The sequence below is a fragment of the Paenibacillus sp. JQZ6Y-1 genome (assembly GCF_040719145.1).
In the GTDB taxonomy this organism is placed as follows: Bacteria; Bacillota; Bacilli; order Paenibacillales; family Paenibacillaceae; genus Saccharibacillus; species Saccharibacillus kandeliae.
In genome coordinates this window covers 1,223,486-1,238,553 of record NZ_JBFDUZ010000001.1, presented here as the reverse complement: position 1 = coordinate 1,238,553, position 15,068 = coordinate 1,223,486, and the positions used below count along the sequence as shown (strand labels likewise).

12 protein-coding genes are annotated in these 15,068 nt (G+C 48.2%); all 12 read right to left on the bottom strand.

Features of this window, described 5'->3' with window-relative positions:
- Positions 1-583 precede the first annotated feature (583 nt).
- The 12 genes from ABXR35_RS05505 to rbfA all read right to left on the bottom strand — a co-directional run bounded on the left by ABXR35_RS05505 (position 584) and on the right by rbfA (position 15,058).
- Positions 584-2,971, bottom strand: a complete 2,388-nt coding sequence (locus tag ABXR35_RS05505; RefSeq protein WP_367056567.1) for a phosphoketolase family protein — start codon at positions 2,969-2,971, stop codon at positions 584-586.
- A 408-nt stretch (positions 2,972-3,379) separates the two neighbouring features.
- Positions 3,380-4,255: a 4-hydroxy-tetrahydrodipicolinate synthase gene (dapA, locus tag ABXR35_RS05500; protein WP_367056564.1), complete on the bottom strand. Its 876-nt coding sequence runs from the start codon at positions 4,253-4,255 to the stop codon at positions 3,380-3,382.
- A gap of 48 nt (positions 4,256-4,303) precedes the next feature.
- Complete coding sequence (gene dapG / locus ABXR35_RS05495; RefSeq protein ID WP_367056562.1) at positions 4,304-5,545, bottom strand: aspartate kinase; 1,242 nt, start codon at positions 5,543-5,545, stop codon at positions 4,304-4,306.
- A 15-nt stretch (positions 5,546-5,560) separates the two neighbouring features.
- On the bottom strand, positions 5,561-6,610 hold the full coding sequence (locus ABXR35_RS05490; RefSeq protein WP_367056559.1) for an aspartate-semialdehyde dehydrogenase: 1,050 nt from the start codon (positions 6,608-6,610) through the stop codon (positions 5,561-5,563).
- A gap of 257 nt (positions 6,611-6,867) precedes the next feature.
- The gene (dut, locus tag ABXR35_RS05485; RefSeq protein ID WP_367056557.1) at positions 6,868-7,326 is read right to left on the bottom strand and encodes a dUTP diphosphatase; all 459 of its coding nucleotides are present in this window, start codon (positions 7,324-7,326) and stop codon (positions 6,868-6,870) included.
- Entirely contained in the window at positions 7,316-8,569 is a 1,254-nt protein-coding gene (locus ABXR35_RS05480; RefSeq protein ID WP_367056555.1) for a M16 family metallopeptidase, read from the bottom strand. The genes dut and ABXR35_RS05480 overlap by 11 nt, the downstream gene beginning before the upstream one ends.
- A 441-nt stretch (positions 8,570-9,010) precedes the next feature.
- Complete coding sequence (pnp, locus tag ABXR35_RS05475; protein ID WP_367056553.1) at positions 9,011-11,119, bottom strand: polyribonucleotide nucleotidyltransferase; 2,109 nt, start codon at positions 11,117-11,119, stop codon at positions 9,011-9,013.
- 174 nt (positions 11,120-11,293) lie between these two features.
- Positions 11,294-11,563, bottom strand: a complete 270-nt coding sequence (rpsO, locus tag ABXR35_RS05470; protein ID WP_367056550.1) for a 30S ribosomal protein S15 — start codon at positions 11,561-11,563, stop codon at positions 11,294-11,296.
- Positions 11,564-11,713: 150 nt separating this feature from the next.
- Complete coding sequence (locus ABXR35_RS05465; RefSeq protein WP_436669321.1) at positions 11,714-12,652, bottom strand: bifunctional riboflavin kinase/FAD synthetase; 939 nt, start codon at positions 12,650-12,652, stop codon at positions 11,714-11,716.
- 58 nt (positions 12,653-12,710) lie between these two features.
- Positions 12,711-13,703, bottom strand: coding sequence for a tRNA pseudouridine(55) synthase TruB (truB, locus tag ABXR35_RS05460; RefSeq protein ID WP_367056547.1), 993 nt, complete (start codon positions 13,701-13,703; stop codon positions 12,711-12,713).
- Positions 13,700-14,677: a DHH family phosphoesterase gene (locus ABXR35_RS05455; protein WP_367056544.1), complete on the bottom strand. Its 978-nt coding sequence runs from the start codon at positions 14,675-14,677 to the stop codon at positions 13,700-13,702. The genes truB and ABXR35_RS05455 overlap by 4 nt, the downstream gene beginning before the upstream one ends.
- A gap of 18 nt (positions 14,678-14,695) precedes the next feature.
- Complete coding sequence (gene rbfA, locus ABXR35_RS05450; protein WP_367056541.1) at positions 14,696-15,058, bottom strand: 30S ribosome-binding factor RbfA; 363 nt, start codon at positions 15,056-15,058, stop codon at positions 14,696-14,698.
- Positions 15,059-15,068 lie beyond the last annotated feature (10 nt).

The following is a 15,068-nucleotide window of genomic DNA, read 5'->3' as shown; positions in this document are numbered from 1 at the left end:
GGTGATAACGGATAAAACTGTGCTCATTTTGCAATTATATGTATAAATATTCACGCTGGTGAATGTAGTATATTCGTGCTTATGGGGTTTGATAGATTGTTATGCCTTGCATCCGATCTTGTTCGTAGCACATCAATGCTTAGTACCCGAATTGCTTCCCTGTTAAACCTGATATACCAACACGCAGTAAATCCCGACAGACGATAACACAATAAAACACAAGGTCGTGCTGTTCCCTTGTAATATACGTTTGAAGCATCTGTCCTTATAAACAGTGACTGGCATAAGCAGTGACTGCTGCTGGATACGTTTGCTTGTATCCGCGTATGAGTGAGCAAGGATATGATCATCATCTGTAGTTTTAAGGAAAAGACAACCTTGTGCATGGTCTATGGTATATCACATGAGCTTGTGCAAAACAATTCCTATTTTCTCTGTCTCTTGAAACTCTCCGTAATTCTAAACGCTCACTTTCTATCCCGCTTATCCACTTTGTTTGCAGGTATTTAATTTCTCAATAGATGGATAGCCCTACCTTCGTTCTGTTGGTAGCTAGGCGTTCGCTCTGCTGAGAGATACCTCGTCATGTTAAGCCAGACCAGCGCCACTGCTCTACTTCTGGTAGGTCGGTGCCTTCGGAGCGTATATACTCATTATGCTTCTTCAGCATCTCGTCCATGCTCGTAATGAATGTGTTGTGGTCATCATGCTCTGGCAAGCTACGTAACGCCGCCTTGACCAAACTGAAGCGATCCAGCTCATTCCGCACTCTCATATCAAATGGCGTTGTAATATCGCCATTTTCTCTATACCCATGAATATGAATGTTGCGGTTCGGATGATCGAAGAACAGGTCGCGAATCAATCCCTCATACCCGTGAAAAGCAAACAGTACCGGCTTATTCCCTGTAAAATAAGATATGCAGTCCTGCTCTGACAAGCCGCGCGGATCGCGGTCCTGAATGCGCAAACGCAGCAGATCGACCACGCTCACAAAACGGATGTTCAGATCTGGCAAATACTCATGCAGAATCGAAACCGCCGCCAACGCTTCGGTCATGGGTTCCGTACCCGCAGCAGCAATGACAAGATCCGGCTCTTCATTCGGTGCTGCTGTACTTGCCCATGGAACGATGCTCATCCCTCGCTCCACCAGCTCCGCTGCCTCTGTCGGCGTGAACCATTGCAGACGTGGATGCTTGGACGTAATGATTAGGTTGATCTTACCGCGATCATTCGCAACCTTTTCAAATACTGCCAGTAAGGTATTCGCATCCGCAGGCAAATATTCGCGTACTAGATCATGCCGCTTGTCTGCCAAATGTCCCAAAATACCGGGGTCTTGATGAGTATAGCCGTTGTGATCCTGCTGAAATACGGTTGATGAGGCGATCAGATTCAGCGATGGAATATCGGCACGCCAATCCAATACACTTGATTTGCGCAACCATTTGAAATGCTGGGTAATCATAGAATCAACAATGCGCAAAAACGACTCATAGCTGGCAAAAAAGCCATGTCGCCCACTCAGCAGATACCCTTCCAGCATTCCCTCCGCCTGATGCTCAGATAACTGCGAATCAATCACAAATCCATCATGCGCCAGATGCTCATCTGTTTGTGGATGAATGGGTGCCATCCAGCGTCGCTCTGTCACTTCAAATACAGGCGTCAACCGATTGGACATCGTTTCATCCGGTCCGAAAATACGAAAATGACGTTCGTCCCGATTCAGCACAATCAGATCCCGAACATACTGCGCCAGAACCTCCATGTCCTGTGCTTGCTCCACTCCCGGCTGCGTGATAGATAGCTGATGCTCTGCAAGCGACGGTAGCTTCAAATCCTTAGTGAGCAGACCGCCGTTAGTGACTGGATTCATACTCATCCGCTTTTGACCCTTCGGCAGAATGTCCGCCAGCTCTGCACGCAATCTCCCCTGCTCATCAAAGCATTCTTCTGGTCGATAGCTCTGCATCCAAGACGTTAATTCGGGAGCATACTGCATATGCGCTTGATCCGCAGGCATTGGCACCTGATGCGCCCGAAATGAGCCTTCGATCACTTTGCCATCCCACTCTTTTGGACCTGTCCAACCTTTGGGACTACGGAAAATAAGCAGCGGCCAACGCGGACGTTGAAGATCATTGTTATGGCGAGCATTGTGCTGAATATGCTGAATCCGCTCTATGATATGATCCAATGCTCCAGCCATCGCTGGGTGCATCTGCTGTGGATCATCGCCTTCAACAAAGATCGGCTCCCAGCCCATTCCGGTAAAATAAGCATGCAGCTCCTCATCACTCTGACGCGCCAGAATGGTAGGATTGCTGATTTTGAAGCCATTTAGATGCAAAATAGGCAGCACTGCACCATCAGTCACTGGGTTAATAAAACGGTTAGAAAACCATGAAGCTGCGAGTGGACCCGTCTCCGCTTCCCCATCGCCGATCACAACAGCAGCAATCAGATCGGGATGATCTAGAATGGCACCGACCGCATGAGATAACGAATATCCCAATTCGCCGCCTTCATGAATGGAACCCGGCGTTTCTGGAGCAGCATGGGAAGCAACGCCACCGGGAAATGAAAACTGGCGGAACAGTCGCTGCATACCCTGTTCATCACAAGTGATTTCTGGATAAATCTCCGTATAACTGCCTTCCAGATACGCATTGGATACCATCACCTGACCACCATGTCCGGGACCCTCAATGTAAAACATGTTAAGATCATATTTATTAATCACTCGATTCAAATGCGTATAAATAAAATTCTGTCCCGGCACGGTTCCCCAGTGTCCGATCGGATGAATTTTCAAGTCATTTTGTTGCAATGGTCTACGCAGCAGTGGATTATCCTTCAAATAAATCTGACCAATTGACAAATAATTGGCAGCCCGCCAGCAGGCATCCATTTTCTCCAAATACGTGGGCGATGAGTAATCAACAGGTACTGCTTGCGATTTCATGGGCATTCACTCCTCAGTGTATGATGAACTTCTCCACATCTAATCCCTACATATAATCTCTCTATGCTCAACCTCTACATGCCGGTCTGTCTGTTTGCTTCGGCATGTGCTCTCGTCCTCTTCTTACCCTTTATGTACTGCCCTTTACCGGATCTGCCGTATAAAATAAAAAGCACAGCCCTTTTTATAGGCTGTGCTTGGATAATCGTTATCAAAATAATTGGAATCAGGGAATACCTATCCATACGAAGCTGCAACACTTCGAGAATAGACTGGTTTCACATTATGCAGCTAATAACGCTTTGCCGCAATGCTTCAATACAGTGTATTGTTATACATCATTATGCACTAGCTATTCAGCCAGTTGTGTACAACGTCTACTGATCTTGAGCTGATTCGTAATGGATATTACAGCAAGGCTTCGATAAATTTCTTCTGTGCATCTGATGGTGGCATCAGAGGTAGACGTACATCCCCATTGCCATAGCCGCGAATACATAGCGCATATTTGACCGCAGACGGGTTTGGCAGCGGATCAGGGCAGGAAAACAGTCCTTTGAACAATGGCAATAGCTTTTGATTAATACGTGCCGCTTGTTCTACCTGACCATTCACATAGAGATTGATCATATCGGACATCGTTTGACCTACGACATGGCTCGCTACGCTGATAATACCGTATGCACCTACCGTTACAGCCGCAAAGCCCGTTGCATCCTCACCGGAATAAATACGGAAGCCTTCTGGCGCCCCAGCGGCGATCTCAGTCACTTGATCAATCGATGCACATTCCTTCGTCGCAACAATATTGCTGATCTGTGCCAGTTTGATTGTTGTTTCCGCAGACATACAGGTTACCGTACGCCCCGGAACATTGTACACAATAATCGGCAGTTCGGTTGCAGCTGCAATGGCTTTGAAGTGCTCATACAAACCTGCCTGATTCGGCTTGTTGTAATACGGCACGACCAGCAGCAGACCATCCACCCCGAGCTTGGAAGCCTCGCGGGTCAAATGGATCGAATGCTTGGTATTGTTGCTACCTGTACCAGCGATAATTTTGCATCTGCCAGCGGCATGTTTGACGGAGAAGCGGAACATTTCCAGCTTCTCCTCATCAGTCAGTGTCGGCGATTCACCGGTCGTTCCGCAAATAACAAGGGATTCGGACTTTTGTTCTTCAATCAGATAATCAATTAAACGGGCTGTTGCATCCCAGTCGATCTCGTCCTGATCAGTAAAGGGAGTCACCATTGCCGTAATCAGTCTTCCAAAGTCTACCAATGTTTTTCCTCCTTCAATACGGGATAGTTCCCGCAGAAATTGGGCAGATTATAGGTGCAGTTCAAACTGGTTGTGGAGGGCACGGACTGCCTGTACCATATCTTCCTTTTTCACCAGCACCCAGATAGTTGTATTGGAGTCGGCAGACTGAAGGATAGTGATGCCTTGACCGGTCAATGCAGCGACGATTCGCGCCATAATCCCCGGTACACCGTTGATGCCGCCACCAACGACTGACACTTTTGCACATCCGGATACGCTGCTTGGTTGCAGACCCATATCCCGAAGCAATTCCATTGCCCGTTCTGCTTCATAATCCAATACCGTATAGACCGCCCCGTAAGGCGTTACATTAATAAAATCGACGCTGATGCGGTTTTCGGCCATCGACTGGAATACTTTAAGCTGGAGGTTTTCCACGCCGTCCTGCTGATTAACTGTAATCTGCGTTACATTGTTCATGTAGGTAATACCAGTAACAAAGCGGTCAATCACACCACCCGGCGAATCAACGAATTGCTCCGGCTGAGTAACCAGCGTGCCTTCGCTTTCGGCAAAGGTGGAACGAACACGTACTGGCACCTGCGCCTGCATCGCAATCTCAACGGCGCGTGGATGAATGACTTTGGCTCCTTGATGAGCCATATTGCAAATTTCGGCATAGCTCACGTAAGCAAGCGGCTTAGCATCCTCGACAATACGCGGATCAGCAGTCAGAATTCCTTCAACGTCGGTATAGATATCCACCATGCCTGCATGCAAAGCTGCGCCAAGCGCCGTTGCCGACGTGTCACTGCCTCCGCGTCCCAATGTGGTCAGATCGCCATTTTCGGTTTGACCTTGGAAGCCAGTTACGATGACAACCTTACCTTCTTCCAGTTCTTGCAGTACACGCTCTGGACGAATCGCCAGAATACGCGCGTTGCCAAAATTATCATCGGTGATAAAACCTGCCTGTGCGCCGGTTAACGCAACAGCCGGAATGCCCTCGGCATGCAGCATACCACTTAGATTGACAGCAGAAATGATCTCTCCGCAACCCATCAGCAGATCGCGTTCGCGTGCAGATGGCACACTGCCATTGTGAGCGGTGCTATCCAGTAATGTATCGGTAGCGTATGGGTCGCCACTGCGTCCCATTGCGGATACCACAACAACGAGCTTGACCTGCCGGGCAAGCTCGCGTTTGATATGCCGCAGCACATGCTGTCGCGCTTCAGGGCTTGAGAGCGATGTGCCGCCAAATTTTTGTACCAGTATGTTTGATGTTTTTTGTAATAAGGTCGTCATGACCATACGCCTCCGTTAGCTGCTAACTGCTGCTGTTTTTGCGGCGATGATCTCGGCGATTTGAACCGCATTCCATGCTGCGCCTTTGAGCAGGTTATCCGATACGATCCACATGTTCAAGCCACGGGAATCGCCCAGATCGCGGCGCAGACGGCCTACGAACACATCGTTTTTGCCGGCTGCATCCGTTGCGAGTGGATAGGCTTGATTAGCCGGATCATCCACCAGCGTTACGCCCGGTGCAGATTGGAGAAGCTGTTTTACTTCGTCCAGATCAAAGTCCTGTTTTAATTCAACGTATACGGACTCCGAGTGTCCATACACAACTGGGATACGTACACATGTAGTGGTGACTTTGATGTCATCATCTTCCATGATTTTCTTCGTTTCCCGAACCATTTTCATCTCTTCCAGTGTATAGCCGTTGTCCTGAAATTTATCAATTTGCGGAATCGCGTTGAAAGCGATTTGGTGCTTCACTGGCAGAGAGCCAACCGGAAGAATGTCTGGTTGTACATCTTCACCCGCTAGCGCAGATTGGCTTTGACGCTTCAATTCTTCGATCGCCTGGTTGCCCGCACCGGATACCGCCTGATAGGTCGAGGCGATGATGCGTTCGATACCATAACGGTCATACAGTGGCTTCAGAGCAGCTACCATTTGAATGGTGGAACAGTTTGGATTCGCGATAATGCCTTTGTGATCGGCAATGCGTTCCGCATTAACTTCCGGTACAATCAGCGGTGTATCCGGGTCCATACGGTAAGCGTTCGTATTGTCGATACAAACTGCGCCATGACGAACAGCATGCGGTGCCAGTGCCTTACTGATGTCACCACCAGCACTGAACAGCGCAATGTCTACACCAGCAAAGCTATCCGGCGTTGCTTCTTCTACCGTCACTTCCTGCCCTTTGAACAGCACCTTTTTACCAGCCGAGCGCGCGGAAGACAGAAGCTTCAGCGTTTTCACCGGAAAATCGCGTTCCTCCAGCAATCTTACAATCTGTTGTCCTACTGCTCCTGTCGCTCCAACGACAGCCACATTAAAGAATTGATTAGACATCTAGCATCTCTCTCCCCTTCGATTTTGCAGGGCATCTGTACAAAGACTGAAACGGCGGTCTATTACGACCACCGCAGACCCTGACCGCCCGGCGAATAGTGCCGGAAATAAATTTCAGTATCCTGCAATAATTGTAGAAATAATATCATTCCCTGTCATATCTTTCAACTGTTTTGCAGAAAAGTTTTAAAGCACTGACGCTTTGCTGATAATGGGATATGGTATCGCAGCGTCTTTTCTAGCTATAATATAGCGTATTATTTGGTACCCGTATGACCGAATCCGCCAGCTCCGCGTACGGTTTCTGATAATTCCTGTACTTGTACCAAATGCGTTTCGGGTACGATTTGGAATACCATCTGCGCAATACGTTCACCGCGTGTAATCTCAAACGGCTCTTGACCATGATTGATCAGCAGTACTTTGATCTCACCACGATAGTCTGCGTCAATCGTACCTGGTGTATTGAGCGAGGTGATTCCATGTTTCAATGCAAGACCGCTGCGTGGACGAATCTGTGCTTCTAGTCCGCCCGGCATTGCCAGCGCTAGACCTGTCGGTACTAGCATGCGTTCGCCGGGTTGCAGTGTAATCGGTGCATCAACCGCTGCATACAGATCATAGCCAGAAGCCTGCTCGGACATTTTGCGCGGCAGCTCCAGACCTTCGTGGTTTGCAAGGGTCATAATTTCGATAGTAAAGGCATTAGTGGACAAGTTCATCTCTCCTTACATGTGCAATGCTTTTATCCGATGCGCCTACCATTGCCAGCGCATACGGCTCCGCAAACATATCGTCGATGACAGAACGGATATCCTCCATTTGCACCTCTTCGATATAGCGGATCGTCTCGTCAACTGTATCATGCTGTCCTAGCATAATTTCGTTTTTGCCCAGACGATTCATCATGCTGCTTGTGCTTTCCAATCCAAGAATCAGGCTACCCTTGAGCTGCTGCTTGCCTTGCTCCAATTCGTACTCGGTTAAGCCATTCACCTTCAGATCATGCAGCAGGTTGTGGGTCAGCTCGAATACGTCCTGTGTCTGCTTCGGCGCTGTACCAGCATAGATCGTAAACAGTCCGCTATCTGCATGTGCAGTATAGTAAGAATAGACGGAGTACGCTAGACCACGCTTCTCACGGATTTCCTGAAATAAACGCGAGCTCATGCCGCCGCCCAGTGCATTGTTGAGCAGCACCATAGCGTAGTATCTCGGATCATCTATTTTACCACCTGGGAAGTTGATGCAGATATGATTTTGTTCAGTTTTCTTTTTGTGAAAGGCAAGTTCACCTTTGAAGGTCGGTGCAGTCAGTTCCTGTTCACTACCGTGAATATCAAAACCACCAAAATATTTTTCCAGCAGCGGTACGACACTATCGTCGATATGACCAGCAATGCTGATCACAGTATTTTCAATTGTATAACGATCCTTCATAAATAACCGAAGTTGATCTGGTCCCATCGGCGCTAGACGCTCAGACGTCCCAAGAATCGGATAAGCAAGCGGGTGATTGCCATACGAAGCAACAGTCACCAGATCATGCACCAGATCGTCGGGATCATCTTCATACATGGAAATTTCCTCTAGAATGACATTTTTCTCCCGTGCCAGCTCGTCGGCATCCAATAGAGAATTGAAAAACATATCGGATAAAATATCCAGCGCAATCTCCAGATGCTCATCCAGCACTTTGGCATAGAAGCATGTATATTCCTTGCTTGTAAAGGCATTGACATTACCGCCGATGCCGTCGAAAATTTCAGCGATCTTTTTGGCATCAAAGCGTTTGGTGCCTTTGAACAGCATATGCTCAATAAAATGCGAAATTCCGTTTGTCACCAGACTTTCGTTACGAGAACCGGTTTTGATCCAGATTCCGAATGTGACAGAACGGAAAGTCGGCATCTTTTCCATAACGATCCGCAGACCATTATTCAATTGTATCCGTTCCATTGACTGGCCCCCTCATTGATAAATGCATTCCTATCCTAACATAATATTCGATTTGGCTCTACCTGCATCTTGGATATCACATGATGCAGCTGCCTATCTGATCTTCCTTATCTGGTGATGAGTAGGATTATAACTACGTATTGCCTTTCCTTCCGATTGCTTATTATAGAAAGAAACTGTCATCCACTGCAAAAACTTGTTTTTATAATACAAAAAAATGATCATAATCTATATCGCACGTTGCTCTACGATGGACTGTATTTTCGTATTCTACGCTGACAGCAGATGACAATCGTATCATGATTTTGGCAGAAGCAGGAAATACACGTAGAAATGAAAAAAAGAGTCAGAAACAGACTCTGGCTCTTTTACTCATCTAGCTATGAAATTAACAGGCAGCATTCTGCCAACACTCTAGCGTCCTGACGGACACATCAAGGATTAGGAGTTTGCTTTTTCGCCTGCTTCTGCAGTCAGCAGTACTTTGCGGGACAGGTTTACGCGACCTTGACCATCGATCTCAGTTACTTTCACCGTGATCATATCGCCAATAGCTACAACGTCTTCCACTTTTGCCACACGCTCGTTAGACAGCTGGGAAATGTGAACGAGACCGTCTTTACCAGGAATCAGTTCTACGAATGCGCCAAATTTCTCGATCCGTTTTACTTTACCTAGGTACGTTTCGCCAACAACGACTTCGCGTACGAGATCTTCGATCATTTTTTGTGCTTTTTTGATCATTTCTTCGTCGGAAGAACCGATGAATACGCGACCGTCTTGCTCGATATCGATTTTCACGCCAGTTTCATCAATGATTTTGTTGATGATTTTACCGCCGGGACCGATAACATCACGGATTTTATCCGGGTTGATGTTGATGATCACGATTTTCGGAGCATATTGAGACAGGCTTGTTCTCGGTTTGTCCATCAAAGCGTTCATTTTGCCGAGAATGTGCAGACGGCCTTCGCGCGCCTGAGACAGTGCTTCGGACAAAATTTGACGGTCGATGCCGTTGATTTTGATATCCATTTGGATAGCAGTTACACCTTCAGCTGTACCGGCTACTTTAAAGTCCATATCGCCGAGGTGATCTTCCATACCTTGAATATCGCTCAGGATGGATACATGATCGCCATCTTTGATCAGACCCATCGCAATACCGGCTACCGGTGCTTTGATCGGTACGCCTGCATCCATCATTGCCAGAATGCTGGCGCAGATACTTGCTTGAGAAGTGGAACCGTTGGATTCCAGTACTTCGGAAACGACACGGATGGTGTACGGGAATTCTTTTTCCGAAGGGATAACTTTGGACATTGCGCGCTCACCGAGTGCACCGTGACCGATTTCGCGACGACCCGGAGGACGAAGCGGACGTGCTTCACCGACACTGAATGGCGGGAAGTTATAATGGTGCATGAAGCGTTTGGATTCTTCTGGTGCAATACCATCCAGAATCTGCACATCACCAAGCGCACCAAGTGTACAAATACTAAGTACTTGTGTTTGTCCACGTGTGAATAGACCGGAACCGTGCGTTCTTGGCAGCAGTTTCGCATCACATTCGATTGGACGAATCTCTTCAAGCTTACGTCCATCTGGACGTACTTTATCATGGGTGATCAGACGGCGCACTTCTTCTTTAACGATATCGTGCAGCACTTCTTTTACATCATCCATGTATTCAGGCGTTTCCGCGTATTGTTGTTCAAAATGAGCAACCGCATCGTTGTTTACTACATCGATAGCATCCTGACGTGCTTGCTTCTCAGCAATTTTCAGCGCGTCTACCAGACGTGCTTCTGCGAATGCACGAACAGCACTGTTTACATCACTGTTCACGGTGTGCAGTTTCACTGCCATTTTCGGCTTGCCTGCGACTTGTACCAGTTGCTCAATCGTCGTAACGATATTTTGGATTTCAGCATGACCAAACATGATTGCTTCCAGCATGATATCCTCTGGCAGCTCATTTGCTTCTGCTTCCACCATCATAATCGCATTGCGTGTACCGGCAACAACCAGATACATTTCGCTTACTTCTTGTTGAGCAATCGTCGGGTTGATGACAAACTCGCCATCTACACGACCAACCGCTACACCACCGATTGGACCATCAAACGGCACATCGGAAATGCTCAGTGCAGCAGACGTACCGATCATCGCAGCAATTTGCGGCTCGCAGTCTTGCTCTACACTCATTACATAGTTGGCAACCTGTACATCATTCCGGAAGCCTTCCGGGAACAATGGGCGGATCGGACGGTCGGTCAGACGGCTTGCCAGAATCGCTTTCTCGCTCGGTCTGCCTTCACGTTTAATAAATCCACCGGGAATTTTACCTACGGCATACAGCTTTTCTTCGTAGTTTACGGTAAGAGGGAAAAAGTCCAGATCTTTGGGCTCGGAAGACGCCGTTACCGTACAGAGTACAGACGTATCGCCGTAACGCACCATTACTGCTGCGTTTGCCTGCTTGGCCAGACGGCCAGTTTCCAGTACGAGGGTTCTGCCTCCGAGCTGCATTTCAACTCGCTGTTCCATGAAATTCCTCCTTTTTAGGTCATCCTACTATTCTATAATCAAGTCTCAATTCCCTTCCGAGAATATCAACCGGAAAAATATGTGTACTTACAAAAAGCAACCCGGCCGCCGCCGTTGGCTCCGAAAAGACCATACGGCTGAACAACCAGGCTGCTTTGGAATTGCATTTTAGTTTTAGCGACGCAGACCGAGACGTTCGATCAGTGCGCTGTAACGTTTAACATCATTTTTCTTGATGTAAGCCAGAAGCTTACGACGTTGACCTACCATTTTCAACAGACCACGACGGGAATGATGATCCTTTTTGTGGCTGCGGAAATGATCCTGCAGGTTCAAGATGTTTTGCGTCAGGATAGCGACTTGTACCTCCGGTGATCCTGTATCGGACTCGTGAGTTCTGTACTCCTCGATCAGTTGTTGCTTACGCTCTTGAGTTAATGCCATCCTATTCACCTCCTTAAAATTTCATAAATAATCGCCATTGGCCTCGATATCGGCGGTGAGACCGAATAACCAAGCCAAGGTTATGTTGCTGATATCAGAAACAGCAACGTTGATCAGTATAACACATAGGGATTGCAAATAGCAATGCCGTTATGAAAGAATCTGACGCGCCGTTTGTGCATCCGCGGTGATCTGAGTTACCAGTTCGTCAATGGAGCCGAATTTGCGCTCATCGCGGATATAATCAACGAGTTCTACCGCTAATTGTTGACCGTACAGATCACCTTGGAAGTCCAGAATATGCGCTTCAAAGCTTGGACGTTTCTCCCCCGTTTGGAAGGTCGGCTTGAAGCCGATATTCATTACGCTCGGGCGCCACGCTCCATCTGCCATGACTCGTACCGCATATACACCCGGACGAGGAACGACGTATTTTTCATTTAGCTGTAAATTGGCTGTTGGGAAACCGATCGTACGCCCTCGTTTATCCCCGTCCACTACCGTACCGCGAATCTGGTACGGGCGTCCGAGCAGCAATGCCGCATGAGCAACATCACCATCACGCAAGGCACGGCGAATCGCCGAGCTGCTAACTTTGCTATCTTCCAACAAAAAGGCAGGTACAGTTTCCACCGACAGCGTATCCTGGCCTAGTTCCCGTAGCAATTCCGGTGTGCCGGCACCACGGTGACCAAAATGAAAATCAAATCCAACGACAGCGGTCTGCACCTGTAGCGGCACCAGCATTTGTTCATAAAACTGCTCTGGTGTCACGGTTGCAAACGCATGGTTGAACTCCGCTACATAGAGTGTATCTACACCCATGCCGCGCAGTATTTCTTCCTTGATGGCAAGCGGGGTCAAATAGCCTTCATAATCGCCTTTGCCAAGCACTTCCTTCGGATTCGGATCAAAGGTCATGACGGAAGCGGAAATGCCAAGCCGCCTTGCCAGCCGGATGCCATAATCGATCACACTAGCATGTCCGAGATGAACACCGTCAAACTGACCGATCACCATCACCTGCGGGCCTGCTGCGTGCGGAATGCCGTCTTCCGGCCATGGATAAGCCAACCTTACTATATTCACTGTGATATCACCCGCATTTCTACAAATGAATGTGTTTACTCAAGCTGGTCGTAAGAGGTCAGGGTAAAAATACTTTGACCGGCACAATCTTGGCTGCCTGATCATCGCGTTGAAAAATACCAATAAATGTACCATCCGGCGCATACAGCTTGAGCAGCTGTGCCGCTATGATACTTTCATCATCTGCAGAGGCATCTACTGATAATGCTTGCTCATCTTGCGATGACTGCTCCTGTTGCACTGACTGCGATTCCCGTGGTGCAATATAGTTCAGAGCGATATGCTTGCCCTGCAACGTATGCTTATAAACGGCTGCATCTACAGTATATCCAGGCAACGCTGACATCGCTTGATCCGGTGGAATTAGATACTGCTCCAATGCACCCTGCTCCATCAGCTCTTCAATCTGTTCAAATGTAACACATTTGTCCAGTGTAATGCCTGCTGACTGTGTGCGTACCAGCTGCACCATCGTCGACGGTACCCCTAACGCACGACCAATGTCGACGCAAAGCGTACGGATATACGTACCTTTGGAGCAGAGCACCCGGAACGATACTTCTGGATGATCGCCCGGTGTCCAGCCGATCATTTCCAACTCATGAATCTGCACTTCGCGCGCTTTGCGCTCCACCGTTTTGCCTTCGCGTGCTAGCTCATACAGACGCTTGCCGTCGATTTTGACAGCGGAGTACATCGGCGGCACCTGCGAGATGGTACCAGTCAATCCTTTCAGCACCTCACGCACCTGCTGCTCTTGCAATTCCACCTTCTCTACCTGTTCGGTAATCTCGCCTGTCAGATCCTCGGTATCTGTCGCTATGCCAAAACGAAGTACAGCGACATATTCCTTGGGCATCTCCTGCAAGTACTCTACAATTCGAGTGGAACGGCCCAAACAAAGCGGCAATACACCCGTAACCGCTGGGTCTAACGTACCCGTATGACCAATTCGCTTCATACGCACCAATCGGCGGACCTTCGCCACGACATCGTGGGAAGTGAAGCCTGCCGGCTTGTGTATTGCCAATACACCATCAAACTCGTTCATAAAAGCTCCTTTATATATGACACGACCTGCTGCTTAACCTGCTCCAAGCTGCCTTCGAGACGACAGCCTGCCGCCTTGATATGCCCGCCACCGCCAAAATGCTGAGCAACCGCCGCCACATCAATTCTACCAGCAGAGCGCAGACTCGCTTTGACTGCATGATCGTCAATGACTTTGAAGAAAATACCGACCTCAACACCCTGAATATTACGTGGATAATTGACGATGCCTTCTAGATCCTCATTCTCCGCACCTGCTTGAATCATATGCTCCGGTGTCACATACACATGCGCAATCCGGCCATTCTCCTCCAGCTCTAGCGTGGACAATGCCAGACCCAGTACTTTCACCTGGGGCAACGTTACTTCTTCTAGTAGCGTTTCCGCCAGATCGGGTCCTTTGACACCAAGCTCTAGTAATCGGGAAGCAATCTCCATCACTTTAGGCGATGTGCTTGAATAGCGGAATCCACCTGTATCCGTCAGCAGACCCGTATAAATCGCTTCTGCTGCTTCTTTGGTCCATTCCACATCAAAGAGATTGATCCAGTCAAACAAAACCTCAGCGGTTGCAGCAGCGTCATCCTTGACGACATTGACAGCACCATAGCGGTCATTGGTTGGATGATGATCTATGTTCAACATGGACGCCGATTCCGACATCCAGTCTTTCACCAGACCGACACGCTTAAAATCCGCGCAGTCGACACAGATGATATGTTGATATTCCCGCTTGCCACCGTCTTCCAGTAAATTGATAATTTCACCGGATAAGGTCAAATACTGCATCCGTTTTGGGATCGGACCTTCGTTAACAAGGGTAAATTGTTTGCCGAGACAAGACAGCAGCCAGCCCACGGCTACCGTGGAACTGACTGCGTCTCCGTCCGGCTGAACATGCGAAACCACCAGAAAATTATCATGCTCTTCTACGAATGCTTTTGCATCAAGAAGAGACTGTTCATAGGTCTGCATTGCCGTCTCCTTTGAGGTTTACTCGTCTTTGCCGGAATCATCGCGATGAATCTGATTGATCAATTCGTCGATGCGATTGCCGTAAGCAATCGATTCGTCAAATTTGAACAGCAGTTCAGGCGTATGACGCAACCGGATGCGCTTGCCTAGCTCGGAGCGCAGGAAACCGGATGCTTTTTCAATTCCTTTGAGTGAACCTTTTTTTTGTTCTTCATCACCCATCACGCTGAGGTAAACCTCAGCTTGTGACAGGTCATTGGTTACATCGACGCCAGTAACGGTCACAAAACCGATACGTGGGTCTTTGAGTTCATTTTGGATTAGTAGGCTCAGTTCTTTTTTGATCTGCTCGCCTACACGTCCTGTTCTAATCTTAGCCATTGTTTTTCAC

Excerpts from the sequence above, each read along its gene's own strand:
- rbfA (WP_367056541.1), bottom strand. The coding sequence starts at position 15,058 with ATGGCTAAGATTAGAACAGGACGTGTAGGCGAGCAGATCAAAAAAGAA.
- ABXR35_RS05455 (WP_367056544.1), bottom strand. The coding sequence starts at position 14,677 with ATGCAGACCTATGAACAGTCTCTTCTTGATGCAAAAGCATTCGTAGAA.
- dapG (WP_367056562.1), bottom strand. The coding sequence starts at position 5,545 with ATGACGACCTTATTACAAAAAACATCAAACATACTGGTACAAAAATTT.
- ABXR35_RS05490 (WP_367056559.1), bottom strand. The coding sequence starts at position 6,610 with ATGTCTAATCAATTCTTTAATGTGGCTGTCGTTGGAGCGACAGGAGCA.
- ABXR35_RS05505 (WP_367056567.1), bottom strand. The coding sequence starts at position 2,971 with ATGAAATCGCAAGCAGTACCTGTTGATTACTCATCGCCCACGTATTTG.
- ABXR35_RS05480 (WP_367056555.1), bottom strand. The coding sequence starts at position 8,569 with ATGGAACGGATACAATTGAATAATGGTCTGCGGATCGTTATGGAAAAG.
- pnp (WP_367056553.1), bottom strand. The coding sequence starts at position 11,119 with ATGGAACAGCGAGTTGAAATGCAGCTCGGAGGCAGAACCCTCGTACTG.
- rpsO (WP_367056550.1), bottom strand. The coding sequence starts at position 11,563 with ATGGCATTAACTCAAGAGCGTAAGCAACAACTGATCGAGGAGTACAGA.
- truB (WP_367056547.1), bottom strand. The coding sequence starts at position 13,703 with ATGAACGAGTTTGATGGTGTATTGGCAATACACAAGCCGGCAGGCTTC.